Origin of the sequence: Mesorhizobium sp. M0848 (assembly GCF_040319805.1) — a bacterium.
In the GTDB taxonomy this organism is placed as follows: Bacteria; Pseudomonadota; Alphaproteobacteria; order Rhizobiales; family Rhizobiaceae; genus Mesorhizobium.
The window spans coordinates 14,431-36,251 of the sequence record NZ_JAMYOM010000044.1 but is presented as its reverse complement, the minus strand read 5'-3'; the positions used below and the strand labels follow the sequence as shown (position 1 = coordinate 36,251).

Genomic DNA, 21,821 nt, shown 5'->3' with positions numbered 1-21,821 from the left:
ACTCGCGAACGCAAATCCTCCGATATGGCTCTAACCATGCCTGCTGGCCTCCATACCCAGCCGACATGATGAATCAGATATTCTCCCCGATGGAAATCCCTCGCGATTCCATCAGGTCAGATTATGCTCTAGCACTGGAATGCTCGAACCGCGCTACCCACCGACGATCGGCAGGGCCGTCTTCTCATGAAGTCGTCGACGTGCCGGCTGGATTGACCGGCTGGTGCCGCTCGGCGTGAGTCTGGTGCAGCTCCGGATAAAGGATATGGACGAGAAAGGACTGCAGACGGAAATCCGCCGCGCGAACGACGCCTGCGCGGTCCATGGTTGCCAAGTGAGCGTCAACGACTATTGGCGCACGGCAATCGAGGAAGGCTGCGACTCGTCCATCTTGGTCAAAAGGATATGGCTGCCGCCGATGCTGATGATGAAATACGCCGGATTGAAGCTCGGCCTTTCGATCCACGATCACACCGAACTGCGCCAGTGGCCGAGCCGGAGTATGTGGCGCTCGGCCCAGTCTATCCAACTAGCCTCAAGAAGATGAATGGGCGTCGCAAGGGCTCGAGCGGATCAGCGAGTGGAAGCACCAGGTCGCGCCGATCCCATTGGTCTCCATCGGCGGCCTCAACCTGACCGGCTCGAAGGCGTTTTTCGAGGCTGGCGCGGAAAGCGCAGCCGTCGTCACCGACTTTGCGCTGAACGACGCCCCAGAAGCGCGCACGCGAGAATGCATCGAAAGACAGAACAATGGCGCTGGGGCGAGAACCGCATCTGCTCGTTGTTGTCGGGTCAGATTCCCGCGGTGGGGCTGGAATTGCCCGCGAGATCGAGACGATCGCTTGCCTTGACGTGCGCACCTGCCTTTGCTGTCAGCGCGCTGACGGTGCAAACCCAGGAAGACGCCTTGGAAATCCAAGTTACGCAACCCGGTCTGGTGACGGATCAAATGCGCGCTGCGCTTCAAGCTAACAGAGTGGCCGGCACCAAGGTTGGCATGCTCGCAACGGCTGAGATCATCGTCGCTGCGGTTGCCGCTGTGCTGCGCGAATATCGGGCGCATATCGACAGTCCAGATCCGGTGCTGGCTTCCACGTCAGGCCGAGCGCTTCTTGAAGCAAGCGCCATCCCGCATCATGAAGTAGCATCTGATGCCGCTTTGCCGTGTCGACACCCAATGTCATTGAACTGGCGCTTCTTGCCGGCTCAGAGCTAGCGGCCAATGAGGTCGGCGCGCTTCAAGAAGGACCACAAGCTACCCCGTCTGCTGGACTACTCCTCCACCATTCGAGACACGGATGGTTCCTATCCAGACAATTGATTTTATCAATCTGCGACAATACCGCATAGCGGCGCCGGCGGAATGATCATCCGTAGCAAGACGAGCTGCTTTCGGCGGCCTGCAGGACGCGCACCGCGACCGAGTACAAGCCGGCTCGTCTGCAGCCATGTTCGGATCGGCCGCATCGGTGCGCCGAATGAGATTGCCGGCGGAACGCTCTATTCGTGCAGCTGTGACGGCAGTCATCTCACCGGGGCCATCCTGCCAATGGATGGCCGGCAGTCGATGCAGCATGGCTGACACTGTTCACGGAATGAAGCCGCTCGCGCTTCGGACGGTTGAAATGGAGGACATTAGCTTGGAACCGATCAGTCTCAACGAGCTTCTGGCCAGCGTCGGCAAGGAAGTCGGCGTGTCGCCGTGGCGGGTGGTCTCGCAGCGGATGATCGACCAGTTCGCCGAGTCCACCGATGACCACCAGTTCATCCACTGCGATCCGGAGCGCGCCAAGCGCGAGACGCCGTTCGGCGGCACCATCGCACATGGCTTCCTGTCGCTTTCGCTTTTGTCGGCGATGACTTTCGAGACCATGCGGCCGCTCGAAAACTGCAGGATGGGTGTCAACTATGGCTTCGAATCGCTGCGCTTCCTGGCGCCGGTGAAAACCGGTTCGCGCATCCGCACCCGTTTCGTACTGGCCGACGTCAAGGTCAGGCCGTCGGGCTGGGTGCAGACGGCGCTTGGCGTGACGATTGAGATCGAGGGCTCGAAAAAACCGGCGCTGACCGCGCGCTGGTTGACGCTGACGCTGATCAAACGCCAGCCGGAGGCGGCCTGAATTGCTCAACGAGCGTCAGCAGAGACGATCTTCACGTGCCGGGGCGATGTTGGCGACCAGTGCGCGCCGATCGGCAACGCGGCCACGGGGGTCGGCTAGATAGAGTGGCAGGAATGCCTAATCGGGGCTCCGTCTCGGAAGGGGCGTCGATGTATCGGAAGCGCTTCGGCTTTCGGCACTGCATTCCTTCTTCACGAAGGTCCATGGAGAATTCCCGACCACGGGGTCGAAAGATCGGCTTGTGATCGGAGTGGGCAGATCCTCCCCGACTGAATCTGCCAATAGGGTGTTATCGAGTCAACCGGGTCGAACTTGAGGTCGCGGGTGTCGCTGATCGGCTCCTCGTCGAGCTCGAGAGCTGCCAGCAAAAGCAGAACACGGCGATGCCAAGAGCTCCGCAGTTGATGTGGACGCCCAGAGCTGGAGCACAGACCGACGAGTTCCCGGCGGGCGAACTTGCCATTGGTAGCGCGCCAGACCAGTCGCGAGAAAGCCTCGATGAGAAGGCCGCCGAGCCGCACGCGGGATCGACTACAGTGGCGTTTGGCGAGAGGCCTTCGAAGACGAGATCGAGTGTAAGATGGACGAGCTCGACACGCGTATCGCGCAGTCCCTGCGATCGCGCCTTGTCCGCGGCGCTCGTGCGTGCGAACTGCTGGTAGATCGAGCTGACTAGATGAACCGGGATGGCATTAAAGCGGAACTGGAAGAGACGTCCCTGGCCGAACTAAGCAAGATCAATCCAGCCATCGCTAAAGGTAGGCGAACGAGACGTTCGGACTCCGTGCCGCTGAAATCCTCAAATTGAATCGGCCGGACCGTTGGAGCTATCATCACCCGCTTGGCTTCCAGAGCTACGGAGCGGGTTGATTGTCTGAACGTCCTCGAAGTCCTTTTCATTGTCGGTCACTACGACACACTCGTTGGCTTCGGCTATAGCGGCAATGATTGTGTCTAGGGCGCTCCGCGAGGCTTTGCCGTTGGCCATCAGCCGCGCCCACACGAGGCCAGCTTTCTCGTCGAACGATAGCACGCGGCCAGCGAACAGCGCTTGCGGGCCTTCGGAGCCCTCGAACCAAGTTTCAAGGCTGCTGCGCTTTTTCCCCTTCGGCTTCTCTAGGATGCCTCGGCGAATTTCGGCGACAGTAAGCGAAGCAATGAAGAGGTCTTCGTCCTTCTGCGCGCCCATCCAGGCCAGCAACGAGCCCGAAGGCTCCGGCTTTATGACGTTGCTGATGATATTGGTATCAAGAAGGTAGCGCGTCACAGGCCGATCTTGCGCCCCTCTTCGCGCGGCCGGCTGAGGTCGAGATTGGAGCCAACCAGAGGCGAGCGACGCAACGCGGCGAGAATGCTGCCCGCTTTCGGTGGCTCACCCGCCACGGCTTGCTGTATGGTCCGACGAAGCTGTCGGGCATCCGGCCCGCTCTCCGTTAATTTTCGGGCAAGAGTTCGCAGTAGATCGCGGTCTGCGTCGAACGCCAGGATCTCGAACCGCGCGATGCCGCGCTCAGCCAGGCGAGAGCGATAATTCTCGATGGCTCTCTTCTGTGCAGTGTTGCCCATCGCGTGCCTCCGTTCTCTATCCGGATATATAGCCATGGCTTCTTCGGAGCACAAGGTGCCCGTCCATCGGCCAGCACTGGCTCCTGCGCGACGCGCGTTATTGATCACAAAGAATTTCCAGCTTGTCGAAGCACTGTGACTTGGCATCATTGTCGCGAAACGGAGTATTTCGCGTCAGGACAGGAACGCGATCATAGCGCGCCGAAACGGCAACAGCCGAAAAGCTTCGTGTGGTCGCCGGCGCGGCCCGCGAATCGGCTGTGCCTGCGTCGCCGAAGCCCGATCGACGCTTCGTCAATCTGGTCCGGCTGCTGGCGCGACAGGCCGCACGGGATTTCGTTCAAGCCGAAACGGATAGCCAGACGCGAGACCGCGTCCCGGAGAAAGGGGCCGCCTCATGAAGGTCGCGCTTGGCGCTCGCTACTCAACTGACAATCACCGAGACGCCTCGATCGAGGATCAGTTGCGGCTCTGCTGCTTGCGTGCTGAAAAGCAAGGCTGGACAGTCGTCCACAGCAATACCCACCGCGCGATCTGCGGTGCGTCGCTGTTGCGTCCCGGCCTTCAGGAGCTGATCAGCGATGCGATGCAGGGCAAATTCCTGATCGTGCTCGCAGAGGCGATGGATCGCCTGACCATGACCGCTGCAAACCGGGAGCAGGCCAGGCTGGGCAAACGTTGCAACAGATCCTTCAAGGAAATTCATAGACTCTTAGCAACTCCGGCTTGCTGTGAATGGTAGGCTTATTGCAACGTCTGAGGTCAGTGGTTCCAAACCGTGGCCCCGCTTGTCTTCGACTCGCCGAACTGCTTGCAATTTCGGCTAAAGGCAAGAAGAGCGCCCATTTGTCTGTTCGACACAGGATATCGACGGTCGTCACGGCCACCGAGATTTGTCCGGTCGTTGGACAACCTTCGAAATCTCCAGCTTCTGTGGAGAACGCGAAATGAGAAATTCGGCAGGACTTGGTCCTGAGCCATGATGACACTGGTTAGTCGCCTACGCATGGCAGCGCATCCAGACCGCCTTCGAATCCTGGGCCTTTGTGCGCATGCGGACCTAACTGTCTGCGAGCTAGCGGAGATTCTGGGCGTGTGTCGAGAGCGGGTTGCGCGACACGTCCGGCTGCTCGCCAGAGCCGACTTTCTTTGCTGCAACGAACAGCCTCCGTGGCGCTCGTACCATCTCAACGCAGGATCCAACGACGGCGGGCTGGTTCAATTATTGGTGGATCTCCTGCCCCATCGCGACGGCTATCATAAACAGGACCTGCAGCGGCTCGAAGCGGTACGAGACACGCGGCCGAAGGGGACCGCGTGCTTGATCGTGAAATAGGTCAATCCAATTGGAGCGCGAAGCTACCATGGACAACTCCGCAGACGGTGCGATCGCACAGCCCGACACCCACGGGCGGTCTTCCTTGGCCGCGGTTGATTGCCGCGTTCACGAGCTGCTTCTGAGACAGGAGCGGCAGGAGCGGACGACCCTCAAGCTCATCGCCTCAGAGAACTTTGCGTCCTCGGCCGTGCTGGAAGCGAACGGCTCGATTTTCACGAACAAGTACGCCGAGGGGTACCCCGGTGCGCGCTACTACGCTGGAAACGAGATCGTTGATGAGCTTGAGAATCTAGCCATTGAGCGCCTGAAATCACTATTTGGCAGCGAGCATGCCAACGTCCAGCCTTATTCCGGCTCGCCGGCCAACCAGGCTGTCTATCGTGCGCTTTTGAGTCCCGGTGACAAAGTCATGGGCTTGCCCCTTCCGGAAGGGGGCCATCTGACTCATGGTTGGGCCATCAACTTTTCCGGTACTGACTATCAACGCGTGCCCTATGGGTTGGATGAAACGACACAGCAGATTGACTATGACCGCTTGCGCGAGACAGCCAAGCGGGAACGGCCGCGGCTCATTTGGGTCGGCGGAACTGCTTACCCGCGTGTCTTTGACTACGCGGCAATGGCAGAAATTGCCCTGGAAGCGAACTCCTATCTCGTAGCCGACATTGCGCACATCAGCGGCCTGATTGCCGCGGGAGCGCACCCGAATCCCGTGGGCCATTGCGACGTGGTCAGCAGCACGTCCCACAAGTCGATCCGCGGTCCCCGCGGTGGCTTCATTTTGTCAAGGAACGAAGATCGCTATCAGGCCCTGTATCATACAAAGAGCAAATACAATCTCGCCAGACGAATAGACCGGGCGGTCTTCCCTCACCTGCAAGGCGGGCCTCACATGAATGCCATCGCTGCGCTAGCGGTTGCCTTGCACGAAGCCGCGAACCCGTCCTTCCGAAGCTACGGCCAACAGACGGTCAAGAACGCCAAGGCTCTGGCACATGCACTGCTTGAGCGAGGTCATGACCTGGTGACCGGGGGGACGGACAATCACATGCTGATCCTTGATCTTCGCAATCGGCCACTATCGGGCAAGGCCTATGCCGAGCGACTAGCAAAGGCAGGAATCATCACAAACTTTAATATGGTGCCTGGCGACCCGCGGGATCCGGCGGTCACAAGCGGAATTCGCCTGGGGGCACCAGCAGTGACGTCAATGGGCATGCGCGATGTGGAAATGGAGCAAATTGCTGGCTTCATTGACTCCGTCCTCCAGCGGCCAGACGACGAAGATCTCCATGCCTGCGTGCGAAGAGACGTTGCCGACTTGTGCGCTGCGTTCGAAGTCCCGGGCATCTCCGACAAGTAAGGTGGGCCAAGCAAAATGCCCATACCACATCCAACACCCGAAGCGAGGTATTCATGGCTAGGCAGTTCGTGTTCTCTTCCGAATCGGTTGGCGCGGGGCACCCGGATAAGTTGGCCGACAACATCTCGGATGCCATCCTCGACGCCATCCTCCGCACAGATCCCAAGGCGCGCGTCGCCTGTGAAGCGTTGGTAAAATCAGGGATAGTCGTTCTGGCTGGCGAGATTACCAGCGATGCCCAGGTGGATTACAGCCAAGTTGCGCGCGATACGATTCTCGACATTGGGTACGACGACGAGGCCGTCGGCTTCGACGGCCGGCGTTGCTCCGTCGTCCATGCCCTCACCGAGCAGTCGCCCGACATCAGCCAAGGCGTTGACGAGGGAAGAGGGCAAGACCTCCAGCAGGGAGCGGGAGATCAGGGCCTCATGTTCGGCTACGCATGCCGCGAAACCGATACCCTGATGCCTTTGCCGATCCAGCTCGCTCATCGCTTGACGAAACGGCAGGCGTATGTCCGGAAGGCACAGCTTGGCTGGTTGCGTCCTGACATGAAATCCCAAGTCTCAGTGCGCTATGAGGGGTTGCGCCCGGTCGCCCTGGATACCATCGTCGTGTCGACGCAACATGACGAGCAGGTCTCGCAAGAGACTGTCCGCGAGGGCGTCATTGAGGAAATCATAAAGCCTGTCCTGCCGACCCACCTGGAGACGGAAGGCATCAGAATTCTGGTCAACCCGACGGGGCGGTTCGTAGTCGGCGGGCCGCGCGGCGACTGCGGTCTCACTGGACGCAAGATCATCGTCGATTCCTATGGCGGGATGGGTCGTCATGGCGGCGGCGCCTTCTCGGGCAAGGACCCGTCCAAGGTTGACCGCTCGGCTGCCTATGCGGCCCGCTATGTCGCAAAGAACATCGTCGCCAGCGGACTTGCGGACGTGTGCGAGGTGCAGCTTGCTTACGCAATCGGCGTGGCCAGTCCGGTTTCCGTCATGGTCAACACGTTCGGGACAGCCAGGGTTGAGGAAAGCAGGATCGAGCGCCTCATTCTTGAGTTGTTCGATCTCAGACCGAAAGGCATTATCAAGATGCTTGATCTCTTGCGCCCTATATACCGCAATACAGCCACCTATGGCCATTTCGGTCGTGAAGAGCCTGATTTCACCTGGGAGAAGACAGACAGGGCGGACGAATTGCGTCGCGAGGCAGGACTAGCCGCCCCGTGAAGCCGCCGGCGAGCGAATTGGCAAGCGGAAAGCCCAAGCGGAGACATTGATGCCGGATTATGACGTGCTTTGCATCGGCAATGCCATTGTCGACATCATCGCCCAGTGCGACGACGCTTTTCTGGTGACCAACGGCATCATCAAGGGTGCCATGAACCTCATCGATACCAAGCGCGCCGAGCTGCTCTACAGCCACATGGGGCCGGCGATCGAGGCCTCCGGTGGCAGCGCCGGCAACACGGCGGCCGGCGTCGCCAGCTTCGGCGGCCGCGCCGCCTTCGTCGGCAAGGTGTCCAACGATGCGCTGGGCGAAATCTATGCGCACGACATCCATGCGCAGGGCATTGCCTTCGACACCAGGCCGCTCGAGGGCGAGCCGCCGACGGCGCGCTCGATGATCTTCGTCACCCCGGACGGCGAGCGCTCGATGAACACCTATCTCGGCGCCTGCGTCGAGCTTGGGCCGGAGGATGTCGAGGCCGACAAGGCGTCTGGCGCCAAGGTCACCTATTTCGAAGGCTATCTGTGGGACCCGCCGCGCGCCAAGGAGGCGATCCGGCAGACGGCGAAGCTCGCGCACGAGGCCGGGCGCGAAGTCTCGATGACACTGTCGGATTCGTTTTGCGTTGACCGCTACCGCGACGAGTTCCTCGATCTGATGCGCTCGGGCACCGTCGACATCGTCTTTGCCAACAGCGACGAGATCAAGTCGCTCTACCAGACCTCGTCCTTCGACGAAGCGGTGGCGCAGATCCGCAAGGACTGCAAGATCGCCGCCGTCACACGCTCGGAACAAGGTTCTGTGATCGTGCGCGGCGACGAGACCGTGGTGATCAAGGCGACCGCCATCAGGGAGTTGGTCGACACGACGGGCGCCGGCGATCTCTATGCCGCCGGTTTCCTGCATGGCTACACGCAGGGCCGCGACCTCAAGACCTGCGGCGACCTTGGCTCGCTGGCGGCCGGCCTGGTGATCCAGCAGATCGGCCCAAGGCCAAGGCAGAATTTGCGCCGCGAGGCGGAACGGGCTGGGTTGCTGTAGATGCGCGGGCAACTAACCAGCCGCCCTACTGACGCGATCATCGCAGTGGCGGAACTGTGTCAAAGCTCGCTGATAGCGACAGCCATTCGCTTCGGAGAACTGACCGATTCTGCTGCCGTGAAGCTCGCTGGAAGAGCGGTGCAAGGCGGGCTTGCCTTGACGGCATTCACCGTCATCGAGATCGCCACCGGCATTTTCCAGAAGCTCAGCTTGGGGAAGGCCAGTAAGGTTCCTGAGGTAACGGAGAACTCGCGGCGTCCGTCGGAGCACTTGACTTGCGATCACGTCCCACGATGCCGAATGCGGGCAGACTGGTTCGCCATTGGTATGGGACCAGCGGAATTGGCAGCAGGGCTTCATCTTCGTCATCTCGACGAGGCGCCGGATGTGGAGCCCGGCATTCCGCGGATATTAGGAAGTGCTCGCCTAGCTGGTATTTCACACATCCGAACCTAGGCATCGCGGTCTGGCTTCCACGATTTTGGGATCGTCGAGGGCAACGAGGAAGGGATTGCGATAAAAACGGACCCTGACGGGCGGAAAGGGACTATCCCGCCCTCTCCGATCTCCGTGTCAAAACTCTTCGGCAGACGCAGGATCGCATCACGGGGCCCGGCAGCCTTGGCGGCTGCGACATAGTTTCAGTTCATTTCAACAGGTGCTGGCATCTACTGGGTGTATCTCTTATCCGAACAATCCAACAATGCCGCAAGCACGGTCCGCTCGATCGGGTCGCCAGCTATTTTCGCGATAAGCCGGTTCTTGAGGGCGCCGAAGCCGAAACGCGACAATCGGTCGCCATTTGCTCTGACGCTCGTCAGACTCGTCAGCAGGGGGTGTGCCAATCTGGGAATGCCAGTTGCTCCCATCATGGGGAATATTCAACGGAGGCATGAAATGGACGCATTGAACAACGCCAACTCGCCACGCCGGAACCTCACATGGCAAACTGGGGCTGTTCACGAACTAATCGCTTTTGAACAACCCCTGAGAGACTTGCCACAGGAGCGAGAACAACAAGCCGAAGTTGGCCCGTCCCGTCCTGTTGTCTCAGCCGCAGACCAGCGCTTCAACACGGCGGCCCAGCAGCCACATAGGAGTCTTATCGCAATTTCCAACCGCGGTGCGACTGTCAATTCTGATCAGCCCAAGACAGGCGGGCTTTCGGCGGCCCTGGAGTGCGTCGTGGAGCGTTCCGGCGCGGTCTGGGTAGGTTTTTCCGAGCATCTGGGCGACGGGGATAAGCAACAGGTGCCCCTCGTGCAGCGTGGCAAAGGTCAAATCGGGTGGCTCGATGGGCCGGCAGCGGACTATTCTCGGTACTATCAAGGTTTTGCAAATTCAATATTGTGGCCGGCGCTCCACTCGCTGCCGGACCGGATCTCAGGCTCGGAAGAGGATTATAAAAGTTATCGCGACGTCAATGCCTTCATGGCGCGCGCGGTGTCCGAATTGGGAGATAACGCAGTCTACTGGGTTCATGACTACCATTTCGTGCCGCTCGGCGCTGATTTGCACAGACTCGGCATTGACCGGCCGATCGGCCATTTCCTGCATACGCCATGGCCCGAGTCTGACATGATGGAGCGCGTGCCCAATTCTGGCGAGCTAATGAAATGTATGCTCGAGTATGATCTGCTCGGTTTCCAGACCGACCGTGATGTGAGCAATTTCCTCGCCTGTGTCCAATCTCATTTGGGGCTGGAGAGCAAGAACGGGGTCGTTTTCTCGGACCATGGCCAGACGCAATGCCAAAATTTTCCTATAGGTATCGATCCGAAGCAATTCGAACAGTGTGCCGCAGATTCGCTTGAGGCGCAGAAAGCCTACATTTCGCAGTTGAAACTTGGCGGAGCAAAGCTAGTTATCGGCGTCGATCGGCTCGACTACACCAAGGGCATCGACAATCGGATTAAAGCTTTCGATCTGCTGGCAGTCGAGCCGCAACGTGTCTCGCTCTTGCAAATCGCAACTCCCTCACGTGGCGACATCCAAGCGTACAGCGAATATCGGCGCGACGTCGAAAGACTCGTCAATCAAGTCAACAACCGGCATGGCACGGACGAGTGGATGCCGATTATCTATGAGAACAGGTCGTTCACCCAAGCTGAGATAGCGGGTCTTTACAGAGCCGCGCGTGTTTGCGTTGTGACGCCGTTGCGCGATGGCATGAATCTTGTGGCGAAAGAATACATTGCTGCACAAGATCCGAGCGACCCTGGCGTTCTGGTGTTATCGAAGTTTGCCGGCGCGGCCGAAGACTTCGGCGAGGACGCCCTGCTGGTAAATCCGAGGCTCTCCGACGAGATAGCTACCGCGATCTCAAGAGCGGCCAGCATGCCGCGCGAAGAACGCATCCAACGCTGGCGGAGGATGATGGACAAACTTGAAGCGTATACGATCCACCATTGGTCAGCGGACTTCGTTCGGCAACTGGACAGCAGCCGGGTTACGGTCCCTGCGGATCACTTCCACTATGTTGGCTTGGGCTGGATCAGCGAGGCCCAAATGCCTTCGTATCGGACCGAGCCAGAATTGCACACCGCGCTGACGCGTGCACTGGATAAAAACTGGGTCCTGCCGATCGTATGATGCAGAATATGAAGCACGCGAGCTTTGCCTGCATTTGCGCATCCCTCAATGCCGAGCGCTTGGAGAGAGAGATACTTATCCTGACCGCCTGAATGCGGCTTAAGCGGCTTATCGGGACCACAGTCGGGCTTTGCATCAGACCCTTGAGAGCCAGGCTCCGTCAGTGTGGTCTCTTGCCGCCGAGCGGAGTCATCACGATTGCCTAGTCACCCGTGATGACGACTGGCGTGCCAATTCCCCTCGGACCACGGTTTGGCGCTCACTCCGAGAAAACCGCTTCTACCACGCACGCACGGCTTGCGGCCGCATCGTTAAACATCGCCACCAATGCGATCTTCTGCATTCTAATGACGTTGTCACGCGCTTGAAGTCTTGTCCGAAATCCTTCATCGGCGACCTGCGAGGGATGTCGCAGCCCGACAGGGATCCATTAGTTGGACAATGGTGGCAGCGGAGCAGCGCCGCCAATGCGACTGAATATTTCACACTGTTAGACAAGCGTAAAAGCGAAATCACATAACGACATAAACATTTCGTTATGCGTCATTGACAAAAGTGCGGACTCCTGTGATTGTCTGCGTGTCGTGGTTCTCGCGTGCGGCGCTGCCGCAGCGGAGCTAAGAGGGAAGCCGGTGCAATGCCGGCGCTGCCCCCGCAACTGTTAGCGGCGAGCCAACCCCACTCATGTCACTGAGGCGAATACCCTCAGGAAGACCGGTAGAGGCTATGACCCCGCGAGCCAGGAGACCTGCCACGGCGAATTACGTCCACGGGCGGGGTGTCTCGGTGGCCGCTGCAAGCCGGCGTTCGTGCCGGCCTGCTAGCGCCTTCCTTGTCATCGACGCCCCAACCATCGGGGTATGACATGACTGACTCTCAGGAAATTCCTGTAGCAACGCTCGGCGTGCCGCGCTTCGGTCGTCGGCGAGAACTGAAATTCGCGCTTGAAAGCTACTGGTCCGGAACATCGTCCGCTGGCGACCTTCTCACGACGTCGAAGGCGCTCCGTGCCGCTAGCTGGGAAGAGCAGCGCGATCGCGGCGTGTCGAAAATCCCGTCGAACGACTTCTCGCTTTACGACCATGTGCTCGACACCGCAGCCATGGTCGGGGCCGTTCCATCCCGTTACGGCTGGAATAGCGGCGAGGTCCCACTTGACATCTACTTCGCAATGGCGCGCGGCAACCAGGGTCAGACGGAGGATTGTGGACACGCTGGTCACCAGGAGGAGGCTCATGGACCTGGTGTAACCGCGATGGAAATGACCAAGTGGTTTGACACCAACTACCACTACATTGTGCCGGAACTCAATGATGATCAGACGTTCGCCCTCTCGTCATCGAAGCCGGTCGATTACTTCCTCGAGGCTAAAGCTCTCGGCATTCACACACGCCCAGTCATCCTTGGACCCATCACCTTCCTCAAGCTGGCGAAATCGCCTGCCGAGGGGTTCGGTCCCATCGCGCTCCTACCGCGGCTGCTGCCCGTTTACGAGCAAGTCCTGCAGAGGCTGAAGCTGTCGGGAGCCGACTGGGTGCAGATCGATGAGCCAGCGCTTGTCCTCGATCTGAACCCGAACGAACGAGCTGCGTTCGAATTCGCCTATGGCCAGCTGTCGAAAGCCGCGCCCGAGCTGAAGATCATGCTGGCTACGTATTTCGGGTCGCTGGGAGACAATCTCGAAACCGCGGTTTCTCTGCCCCTGGCCGGGCTGCATATTGATCTCGTGCGCGCTCCCGAGCACCTGGAAACGGTGGGTCGGCTCGCTCCGAAGGATCTGGTGCTCTCGCTTGGCTTGATCGATGGCCGCAACGTCTGGCGTGCGAACCTGCCCGCCATTCTCGACCGCATCAAACCGATCGTCGCCGGCTGGCCCTTGGACCGCGTCGAGATCGCGCCTTCTTGCTCGATGCTGCATGTGCCGATTGATCTGCGCATGGAGACGGAACTCGACGCCGACATCAGGTCGTGGCTCGCCTTCGCGGCCCAGAAGACCGACGAGCTGGTCTTGCTGGCCCGGGCCCTGTCCCAAGGCAGGGATGCGGTGGCAGGCGCGTTGAAAGCGTCTGCCGAGGCTGCCGCCACGCGCGTGACATCCACGAGGATCCATGACCCGCTTGTTCAGGGGCGGATCGCTAGCATTGAGGACAGCGCGAAGCGACGAGAGAGCGCTTTTGGCGAGCGCTCCAGAGTCCAAGCCGGCTCACTCGGGCTGCCGCCGTTCCCGACGACGACCATCGGGTCCTTCCCGCAGACGCCGCAGGTACGCAAGGCGCGGGCCGCTCATGCGAAGGGCCAGCTGAGCTATGTCGACTATGAGACGTTCCTGAAGAAGGAGATCGAGGCTGCAATTCGCTGGCAGGAAGAGATCGGGCTGGACGTGCTGGTGCACGGTGAGTTCGAGCGAAACGACATGGTACAGCATTTCGGCGAGCAGTTGTCCGGCTTCGCGCTCACCCAGCATGCCTGGGTACAAAGCTATGGGTCGCGCTACGTGCGTCCCCCCATCATTTTCGGCGACGTATCGAGGCGCAATCCGATGACAGTGCGCTGGTGGCAATTCGCCCAGTCGCTTACGGAAAAGCCCGTGAAGGGAATGCTCACAGGCCCCGTCACCATTCTCAATTGGTCTTTTGTTCGCGACGACGTACCCCGCTCCGAAGCCTGCCGCCAGATCGCGCTCGCCATCCGCGACGAAGTGAGGGATCTCGAAAGGTCCGGCGCAAGGATGGTCCAGATCGATGAGGCCGCCTTTCGCGAAGGATTGCCACTGCGCCAATCTGACTGGAAAGTCTATCTCGACTGGGCTGTCGAATGCTTCCGGATCGCTTCAACGGGTGTAAAGGACGCGACTCAAATTCATACCCACATGTGCTATTCGGAGTTCAACGAGATCATTCACGCGATCGCTGAAATGGATGCGGATGTCATTTCGATTGAGACGTCGCGCTCGAAGATGGAACTGTTGGACGCCTTCACGAGCTCCAAATATCCGAACGAAATCGGTCCCGGCGTTTATGATATTCACTCACCACGCGTCCCGGAAGCCGGCGAGATTTCGGACTTAGTCATGCTTGCCCGCGAGCGACTGTCCGACGGCCAACTGTGGATAAACCCGGACTGTGGCCTCAAAACACGCAAATGGGAGGAGGTCCGCCCTGCCCTCATTAACATGGTCGCTGCAGCACGCGCGCTCCGGCAGAAAGTGCAGGCGTGAGGCTTCTCTTCCTCACCGTGTGGGGAGTTGCCGACTGGCGGATGTCGGCCGGGAATATGCCAAACCGATCACACTCTTGGAAATAAGCCACTCGGCGAAAATGTGCGATTTTTCTTCGGCACGTGTCCTCATCCCGCAGAAATATGAATGTGACACTACGCTATAGTATTGGTCCTTGGGAACATACAGGCCCCGCGCCTCGAACAAATCGTACACACGTCGTTTCTCAAAGTAGACTGCTTGGCACGTTCGCTCAGGCGGCGACAATATATGGTGCTGCGCGTCTGTCCACTTCCCCAGTTGATTCGCGCAGACTACGGGCGAAGTGGCAGGTTTCGGGTATTGCTAGCCTCCCGCCAATTCGGAGATGGATGTGGCAATTCGTGTGGCACAAGTAAAAGCCGCAATCATTTTCGATTGCGACGTCCGCAGCCAGTTGGCCCTTTATTTTCCTGAGATCTGCGTTACAGGCCGGGGCGTTGTCGCCGTTTCGGAGGGTAAGATGGGATAGGCGACCTCGGGTGCCTCTCCGGTCAGCGAGTTGAGGAAGGCAACAAGCAGGTCAACTTCTTCGTCCGCCAGTACTACGCCAAGCTGGGTGGTCCCCATGATGGCGACGGCCTGTTTCAGATCCCAAACCTTGCCCGAATGAAAGTATGGCGCGGTGAGTGCAACGTTGCGCAGCGGCGCCACGCGGAAAACATAGTAGTCATCGGCTGCATTGGTGACCGCAAATCGGCCCTTGTCTTTGTCCGGCAGGACCTCGGCGCTGGGCTGTTCCACGAGGCCGAATGGGAAATAGGCTTGCCCACCAACGTTGATGCCGGCATGGCAGGACGAGCAGCCTTTGTCCATGAAAAGCGCCAGGCCCTGTTTCTGTTCGGAAGTCATGGCAAGCTCATCACCATTCAGGAAGCTGTCGAACGGGGCCGGTGTGACCAGTGTCGCCTCGAAGGCTTCGATCGCCTTGGCGAAGTTGTCGAAGGTGACCCGATCGGCTTCAGCCGGAAAAGCTGCATCGAACCACTCGACATATTGCGGCATGGACTTGAGCGTGGCGATGACTTGGTCCGGTGTATTGGCCATTTCGATGCCGGCTTGGACCGGTCCCTTCGCCTGAGCCTTCAGGTCTGCGGCACGACCATCCCAGAACTGAGCGATGTTGAAGACAGCGTTCAGTACAGTCGGCGCGTTGCGCTGTCCCTTCTGCCAACCATGGCCGATCGAGGTTTCGTGATTGTCGTCGCCGCCGGTGGCCAGGTTGTGGCACGAGTTGCACGACAAGACGCCTGACGCCGAGACGCGTGGATCGAAGAACAGTGCCTTGCCGAGAGCGATCTTTTCCGGGGTGATCGGGTTGTTGGCGACTGTCGGCGTGGTGGATGGCAAAGCCCTGAAGGTGGCCAATGCCGTATCTCTGAGGTCGGTGGGGATCGAATCCGCAGCAAAGGCGGTGGGTGCCAGCAAGGTGACAGCCATCGTTCTGAATAGGATTTTCATAAATGGTCTTCCTGCGTCGTGCACGCAGCCACTATGCGATCTGCGGCTCATGAACGCCCTGAGCTAGATCAGTTGAGGGAGAGGATCGGGGTCTGGCACCTGTTTTCGCGGCTGAGCTGGGACCCTCTTGGAAGTGATCGCTCTTCTCGATTGGACTTCAGGGAGGAGGAGTATCCCTGCTCGGCAACCGTTTGTATGCATCAAAGCACGCCCTGAGGGCGGCTTCGTAGATTCGGTCACTGCGATCTTCCCGCCATCGTTGAGAAAGTCGATAGCATCCGCAAGAATGGCAATCTCTTGCACGATGTGCGCTGCACGCCTTGCGAAAAGTGAGCTTCTGAAACCTCAGGGTTCATTCGTTCCTCCTGACCGGCTGATTGCGTGAATCGACGTTGTCGACACCCGCCGACTGCACATTGTGATGTCACCAGCGATGGCGGTTTCAATACCTAAGCAGCGACGGTCTATGCGACAGTATGGATGTCCTATCGGAATAGCCGGTCCGCCTTGTCGATCGTCACACCGGCATATAGCTCCGCTTCTACGAACATCCCATCACGCGAGGAAAGACATGGCCAATACGCGCAGTATCGCCAATCTAGCCCTTGTGCCGGCGCGGCGCTTGAGCAGGTCCACCGGCTGTAACTGCCTCACACCTCGATCCACAGATCCTAGGCGATGACCACCTTGTCGTCATCATTTGACGGACGCGGGGCATTGGCCCATAAGCGAGCCACCGCAAACTGTGCGGTTGCCAATGCGTAATGATGTGAATTGGAATGATCTTCGGTTTGCGAAACACGCACGTCCGACGCAGCTTGCGTTGACAGAGGCGGTTTTACGCGCAATAGCACTTCCGCCGGCCTATTTTTGTGGAGTTCAATTGTGGTTCGGCCAAGGGAGCTGGGCGCCGGACCGGCCCCGTGTAAACCTCATCAAGAGAGAGAGACTCTGCATGGAAGAATTCTTACCGCGCATCGCCACTGGTGTCGGCATCGGCCCGGCTCTCGCAGAGAAGGGCGTTGGGTTAATGCTGGGTTTCCTGCAAAGCCACGCGGCCGACGGTCCCGTTGCGCGCATGATCGAGGCCATTCCGGGAGCTTCGGAATTAGTAGCGAAGTATCATGGCGACGACCCAGAGGGTGGCGGCCTTATGGGGCTCGGCCAGCAATTAATGAGTGAGGGTCTCAGCATGGCAAAGATCGCCGGCCTCGCCAACGAGACGATCGCCTGCGCCAAGGAACATGCCGGCGACGAACTCGTGGACGAGGTCCTCAATTCCGTTCCTGGCCTTCCCCAGTTCGTCTGATCAGCGGCAGCCGGGGGCGCATGACCTCGTGCGCCCGTGCCGGCCCGTCTGCGCAGCAGGCATTCTCCGCCGAGCGTTCCGTACCGATCTCGCCAGACCACCGACCGCCGGGCACGCGAAGCGAGCGTTGGAGTACTTCATTCGTCTATTCCAAAATCGACCTCAGGCGAATCGATGTGTATAATTTCCGGCGGTAAGGGTTTATCCTGAACGCTTTCGATGAAGCTCGCGAGATAAGCAAACGTATTGTATTTCTCGAGGACCAACCGCTTCGCCTCTCTTATTGCGCCGCGACGTTCCTTCCAGAGGTCTGAGTCGATGATTTCTTGAATTTTTGGGATTACGTTCTTGTCCTCTGGGTCAATCAGAACCATAGAGTCCGAAGGGAAGAACCTCGTGATTGCCGGGCTGCCGTAATAGATCGGCATTGTTTCAGCAACGAAGCAGTCCATAAGCTTCTCTGTAAAATAGTAATCAGCACGAGTATTCTCGAACGCTATACTGTAACGGTAAGGTGCGAGTGCGTTCCATTTATCTCCAATCAGCCGAAAACCTCGGCCGAACAGGTCAAAATCGAGCTCCTTTCTCAGCCGTTCCAGAAACGCCAGCCGATATCGATGTCCTTTAAGCAGGGCGATGTCACTGGTAATCCATGAGAGCCGAAGCGGCTTATCCACGACTTCGCTGACCAGAAGTTGGTCATATGTCTTGTTTACAGACCAAGACCGAGTGATAGGTGGAGACAAAACGAATCGGCGCGCTGCATTCTGCCGAGCAGCCAGCTCTGCGTCACACGTCAGGACGATAGTATTTTTCCCCTGCCCTTCATGAAACGCGCGATGAGCTTTCGTCGGCGGTTCGCCGATTGCAAAAATTGTCCTGTTTGGGCTCGCCTCGATATCAACAGGGAGCCCAAAAAGAGAAGCAGAGTTAAAGACGATATGCCAATCGGGCACGAAGGATGTCGTGCGAACAAAAGCGACATTGTTCCAGATTCCACTGCCCTTTGGAGTGAGATGGTGGATCGCATCATCCAAAACGCCCCAAGAATCTAGACATGTAGCAACAATGGGCGCCGGGCGTTCCGTCAACAATTTGGCCGACAAAGAAATTTCACTCCCTTCACTCGTGAAGGTACTCAATCGCCATTCCGGATTGCGGTAACATTGGCCAACATAAACCTTCCGGGACCCGCTGTCGAGGCAATTGTCGCTTTGCACTTGACTAGGTTCTTCCTCGCTTTGTGCGGTTATCAGGCCGGCTGAGTGGCAGCATGCGTGCCCTAAGGAGTTCGCAGCCCGCTCTGCCTACATGGTAAATTTGATCGTCTTCAGGCGGTTGATCAGCCCTTCCGCCTGGCCGTTGCTCCACGGTAGTTCAATGGCATCGCGAACGGCGTCAGCGTCACGGCGTAGGACCCGACCGAAACGCGTGATGGCGACGGACCCGGAGTTGACGCCACGTCGATCGAAGTGTCGAGCTCGCCCAATTCACAGGCCCCGCAAAATGCCGCGGAAGCGCATGGCAAGCCTGCGCATAGTGGCAAACTCATGTGATCCCTGCTTCAGGACGTCGACCTTTGTGGCCTGGTTGATCATCAGCGCATCCCGAGGCTTCGTGCAGAGGGCCGGGGCGACTACCGGCGAGATCACACGGCCGGTCGCGGGATTCGTATGGGACAGCGTCGCTGGCTGGTTGACGCGTATGATTGAAGCAGGCGACGCACTGTCCTTGCCCGGCCTCTCGGCGCGGCGCCAACTTGCGAGAAGCCGCTCCAGATTCGAGAAGCTGCCTGTGTCGCCGCGCTGTTCGATATCGTGGAACAGGTGTCGTCCGCAGCGAGGACCGGCTAAGAAACGCCTCGAAATACATTGATGTCCTTGGTTACCAGCGGCGGTTCCCAGCCCCTTGGAAGAGCGGCTCACCGGGCGATGAACTTACATTTGGCCATTGCCAATGAACGTCCATCGTCCCTGACGCCCACCAGCAAGCGATCACGATCCCTCGATTTCACAGTCCAAAGAGGTAATACCGAGACAAAAGTACCGCGCTTAGGCCCGAGACTACTAGCAAATTCGACGCAAAGTTACAGCCGGGACGCGTCACGCACCTCGGCAGCGTCGCCAACAACGAGTGGCTCAGCGTCACGACGGGAAATATGGCGCATCGATGTCGCTTCTGGACGAGCATTGGCAATAACGCTGTCGAGACATTATTGCTTTCGGCGGCAACCGGCCCTATGAAGCGACGCTTCGCTGACTATGTTTCACCGCCTGGAGAGTTTCATGACAGAAGAAGCCGGAAAAAACGTCGACACCCTCATTGAGCTTGCCGCCGATGTCGTGTCGGCCTATGTCTCCAACAATCCGATCCCGGTGGGGGATCTCCCTGCCCTCATCGGCCAAGTGCATGCGGCTCTGAGAGCGACGGCCGGAGGTGTCTCTGCGCAAGAGCCGGTCGCCCTTACGCCTGCAGTCCCGATCAGGAAATCGGTGACACCGGACTACATCATCTCCCTTGAGGACGGGAAGAAATTCAAATCGCTAAAGCGCCATCTGTCGACCCACTATGGGCTGACGCCGGATGGATATCGGGCCAAATGGGGCCTGCCGGCGGATTATCCCATGGTCGCGCCGAACTACGCCGCGGCGCGCTCGACATTGGCCAAGACGATGGGGCTCGGCCGCAAACCGAAGGCGTCGGAAGCGCCGGAGCCTGCGCCGACGAAGCGAACCCGCAAGAAGGTCGCGGCTTGATTTCGGCAATCGAGATTCGTTCTGGAGCGTTGCAGCCATCGGCTTAATCTGCGCGTCATATAAAAAGGCGGGGCCAACCCCGCCTTCCTTTCAAACAACCTTGTTTCATGAGGAATTCGCGACCCTGCAGCAATCTGCTGCCCTCAGTTTTTGCTCGGTCCCATCGAGCGGCCGTGAGGACTTATGTGCTTACTCTTGCCAGGACGCAGGAGAAAATTTCAACCAGCTTTGCTGAGGCTGCCAGCGGAGGACTTGCCAGTGCGGCGATCCTGCTCGATCTCATAGTTGATCTTCTGGCCGTCAGCGAGGGTCGAGAGGCCCGCGCGTTCGACAGCGGAAATGTGGACGAAAACATCCGGACCGCCATTGTCGGGCTGGATAAATCCAAACCCCTTGGTGCTGTTGAACCACTTTACCGTTCCAGTCGGCATATACTTGTTCCTTCTTTTACAATGCAACGTGGGCAGGCCATTAGGCCTGTCCGAGTCATAGCCGAGAGTTGGGCGCAGCAAAAAGCGAAAAATTGTTAAGCCCCGATCAGCTGGCGCACTCCATTGTGGGCGTAGCCGCCAGCAAGCACTGTCCTACACTACCGCTCGAGCGTGGCCGGAAGCGCCCAATTTCTTCCAACGCTCCTCAGCGCCACGTCGATGGCTCGTGTTTGGAGGCACGGGACGTAAGGCCGACCGCTGCTCGTGCCGCAGGTCAAAGGCCGGGTAGTTCACGGAACTGCCTTCGAGCATAACGGCTTGGCAAGCGCATGAAGGAGTTTCGATTTGGATTGTTTCAAGAGGGTCGAGGGGTTGATCGATGCGACCAGCGTGGAAGCGATCGATAGCGCGCGCGTTTTGCTGGACCAGTTCAAGGGCAAGTCAGAAACAATCGCCCAAGCGATTGACGACTTCCTGCTTGATTTCATGACCTTGCTGTTTGTGGTAGAAGCCACCCGCGAGCAGTTCCACAATCCGGCGAGGCGGTTAGCGCGCATCAGATTGAGCAAGGTCAGGCTGTTACTCACGCGATGCTCTTGACCTAAGCGACCACTCCGCCAGGCATGCATTTGCAGCCGAGCGCACCAGGCGGTATTTTACGCACATGAAATCAATCGCGACTGCTAATTCTCCTGTTTGGTGCCCAGGGACAACGGCAAGCGCGCACAGCTTCGGTGCTGCTGTCCTGCAGCGGCAAATGTGCTGCATGCCCCATCCAAGGCGAGCTCGACGTTTGTTTCTTACGTTGACCAAGGTCCCGCGAAAACACTCCCCTTCCCGCAGCAACTCACCAAGTTTAACGGCCTCGCGGCAGGCCATCACGCCAGAAGAGAGCAACGGCATCGTTTTTCCCGCCCAGTCCTACGACCTCGTTTTCCAGCGCCTCGCGAATGTCGCCACCCGCCGTTTTTTTCAGGTCCGTCTTCGCGCGAGCGTCTGATCTTCAAAGCGACCACCAACCGCGCCGACAGCGAGTTCACCGAGCCGTCTAAGTGAGTGGCGGCTACAATAACGCCCTCACCGCCTATGACTCGTTTTTGGGCGAGATGATGGGCTTCGAGGCCGATCGCATGTTCAACCTCATCCTCAACGAGGATGATATCAAGACCGAGCGAAATGTGATCCTGGAGGAGCGCCGTTGGCGCAGAGAGACGAACCCGCAGGTCTGCTGGACGAGGAGGTCAACACGACATAGGAGATGGAAAAGCTGAACGGCACCGACGCATTCACGATCTACAACAAATATTGCCGACCGAACGACGCGGTGGCCGGCACGTAGAACCAGGCGCTGGCCGCGAAG

20 protein-coding genes, 1 pseudogene and 1 riboswitch are annotated in these 21,821 nt (G+C 58.7%); of the genes and pseudogenes, 15 read left to right on the top strand and 6 right to left on the bottom strand.

The window, feature by feature from the left end; all coding sequences use genetic code 11:
• Window positions 1-223: 223 nt before the first annotated feature.
• From NKH95_RS32130 to NKH95_RS32120, 3 genes are all read left to right on the top strand, one after another.
• Window positions 224-547: a thiamine phosphate synthase gene (locus NKH95_RS32130; protein ID WP_352894428.1), complete on the top strand. Its 324-nt coding sequence runs from the start codon at window positions 224-226 to the stop codon at window positions 545-547.
• A 183-nt stretch (window positions 548-730) separates the two neighbouring features.
• Window positions 731-1,216, top strand: coding sequence for a bifunctional hydroxymethylpyrimidine kinase/phosphomethylpyrimidine kinase (locus NKH95_RS32125; RefSeq protein ID WP_352894426.1), 486 nt, complete (start codon window positions 731-733; stop codon window positions 1,214-1,216).
• A 409-nt stretch (window positions 1,217-1,625) separates the two neighbouring features.
• A complete protein-coding gene (locus tag NKH95_RS32120; RefSeq protein ID WP_352894425.1) occupies window positions 1,626-2,120 on the top strand; it encodes a MaoC family dehydratase in 495 nt (164 codons plus the stop codon).
• Between the two features lie 799 nt (window positions 2,121-2,919).
• Here NKH95_RS32120 and NKH95_RS32115 read toward each other — a convergent pair.
• Window positions 2,920-3,387 carry a type II toxin-antitoxin system VapC family toxin gene (locus NKH95_RS32115; protein ID WP_352894422.1) on the bottom strand — a complete coding sequence of 156 codons (468 nt, stop codon included), beginning with the start codon at window positions 3,385-3,387 and terminating at the stop codon, window positions 2,920-2,922.
• The gene (locus NKH95_RS32110) at window positions 3,384-3,686 is read right to left on the bottom strand and encodes a hypothetical protein (RefSeq protein ID WP_352894421.1); all 303 of its coding nucleotides are present in this window, start codon (window positions 3,684-3,686) and stop codon (window positions 3,384-3,386) included. The genes NKH95_RS32115 and NKH95_RS32110 overlap by 4 nt, the downstream gene beginning before the upstream one ends.
• 397 nt (window positions 3,687-4,083) lie before the next feature.
• On the opposite strand from NKH95_RS32110, the gene NKH95_RS32105 reads away from it, so the two are divergent.
• From NKH95_RS32105 to metE, 8 genes are all read left to right on the top strand, one after another.
• Window positions 4,084-4,428: a recombinase family protein gene (locus NKH95_RS32105; RefSeq protein WP_352894420.1), complete on the top strand. Its 345-nt coding sequence runs from the start codon at window positions 4,084-4,086 to the stop codon at window positions 4,426-4,428.
• 237 nt (window positions 4,429-4,665) lie between these two features.
• Window positions 4,666-5,022, top strand: a complete 357-nt coding sequence (locus NKH95_RS32100; RefSeq protein ID WP_084026290.1) for an ArsR/SmtB family transcription factor — start codon at window positions 4,666-4,668, stop codon at window positions 5,020-5,022.
• Window positions 5,023-5,050: 28 nt separating this feature from the next.
• Window positions 5,051-6,388, top strand: coding sequence for a serine hydroxymethyltransferase (gene glyA / locus NKH95_RS32095; RefSeq protein WP_352583645.1), 1,338 nt, complete (start codon window positions 5,051-5,053; stop codon window positions 6,386-6,388).
• A gap of 53 nt (window positions 6,389-6,441) precedes the next feature.
• Window positions 6,442-7,614: a methionine adenosyltransferase gene (gene metK, locus NKH95_RS32090; protein ID WP_023812683.1), complete on the top strand. Its 1,173-nt coding sequence runs from the start codon at window positions 6,442-6,444 to the stop codon at window positions 7,612-7,614.
• Between the two features lie 49 nt (window positions 7,615-7,663).
• Complete coding sequence (locus tag NKH95_RS32085; RefSeq protein WP_352894418.1) at window positions 7,664-8,656, top strand: adenosine kinase; 993 nt, start codon at window positions 7,664-7,666, stop codon at window positions 8,654-8,656.
• Window positions 8,657-9,112, top strand: a complete 456-nt coding sequence (locus NKH95_RS32080; RefSeq protein ID WP_352894417.1) for a hypothetical protein — start codon at window positions 8,657-8,659, stop codon at window positions 9,110-9,112. It abuts the gene before it with no gap.
• A 441-nt stretch (window positions 9,113-9,553) separates the two neighbouring features.
• Window positions 9,554-11,248, top strand: a complete 1,695-nt coding sequence (locus NKH95_RS32075; protein WP_352894414.1) for an alpha,alpha-trehalose-phosphate synthase (UDP-forming) — start codon at window positions 9,554-9,556, stop codon at window positions 11,246-11,248.
• 568 nt (window positions 11,249-11,816) lie between these two features.
• A riboswitch (cobalamin riboswitch) is annotated at window positions 11,817-12,018 on the top strand.
• A 95-nt stretch (window positions 12,019-12,113) separates the two neighbouring features.
• Window positions 12,114-14,465, top strand: a complete 2,352-nt coding sequence (metE, locus tag NKH95_RS32070; protein WP_352894412.1) for a 5-methyltetrahydropteroyltriglutamate--homocysteine S-methyltransferase — start codon at window positions 12,114-12,116, stop codon at window positions 14,463-14,465.
• Window positions 14,466-14,909: 444 nt separating this feature from the next.
• On the opposite strand, the gene NKH95_RS32065 is transcribed toward metE, so the two are convergent.
• Window positions 14,910-15,965, bottom strand: a complete 1,056-nt coding sequence (locus tag NKH95_RS32065) for a cytochrome-c peroxidase (protein WP_023737107.1) — start codon at window positions 15,963-15,965, stop codon at window positions 14,910-14,912.
• Between the two features lie 955 nt (window positions 15,966-16,920).
• Here NKH95_RS32065 and NKH95_RS32060 point away from each other — a divergent pair.
• Window positions 16,921-17,274, top strand: a complete 354-nt coding sequence (locus tag NKH95_RS32060; protein WP_352720646.1) for a hypothetical protein — start codon at window positions 16,921-16,923, stop codon at window positions 17,272-17,274.
• A 137-nt stretch (window positions 17,275-17,411) separates the two neighbouring features.
• On the opposite strand, the gene NKH95_RS32055 is transcribed toward NKH95_RS32060, so the two are convergent.
• Both NKH95_RS32055 and NKH95_RS32050 read right to left on the bottom strand, forming a co-directional pair.
• Window positions 17,412-18,416, bottom strand: coding sequence for a glycosyltransferase family 10 domain-containing protein (locus tag NKH95_RS32055; RefSeq protein WP_352894411.1), 1,005 nt, complete (start codon window positions 18,414-18,416; stop codon window positions 17,412-17,414).
• Window positions 18,417-18,498: 82 nt separating this feature from the next.
• Window positions 18,499-19,158 (bottom strand): annotated as a pseudogene (locus NKH95_RS32050) (transposase); the annotation flags it as partial.
• Between the two features lie 401 nt (window positions 19,159-19,559).
• Between NKH95_RS32050 and NKH95_RS32045 the strand changes: the two are divergent.
• Window positions 19,560-20,030 carry a Ros/MucR family transcriptional regulator gene (locus tag NKH95_RS32045; protein WP_352894409.1) on the top strand — a complete coding sequence of 157 codons (471 nt, stop codon included), beginning with the start codon at window positions 19,560-19,562 and terminating at the stop codon, window positions 20,028-20,030.
• 218 nt (window positions 20,031-20,248) lie between these two features.
• Here NKH95_RS32045 and NKH95_RS32040 read toward each other — a convergent pair whose 3' ends face one another.
• Window positions 20,249-20,461, bottom strand: a complete 213-nt coding sequence (locus NKH95_RS32040) for a cold-shock protein (protein ID WP_023679670.1) — start codon at window positions 20,459-20,461, stop codon at window positions 20,249-20,251.
• Between the two features lie 345 nt (window positions 20,462-20,806).
• Here NKH95_RS32040 and NKH95_RS32035 point away from each other — a divergent pair, with 345 nt between their 5' ends.
• Window positions 20,807-21,061, top strand: a complete 255-nt coding sequence (locus NKH95_RS32035; protein WP_023671853.1) for a hypothetical protein — start codon at window positions 20,807-20,809, stop codon at window positions 21,059-21,061.
• A 452-nt stretch (window positions 21,062-21,513) separates the two neighbouring features.
• A complete protein-coding gene (locus NKH95_RS32030; RefSeq protein WP_352894406.1) occupies window positions 21,514-21,732 on the top strand; it encodes a hypothetical protein in 219 nt (72 codons plus the stop codon).
• The last annotated feature ends 89 nt before the right edge of the window (window positions 21,733-21,821 follow it).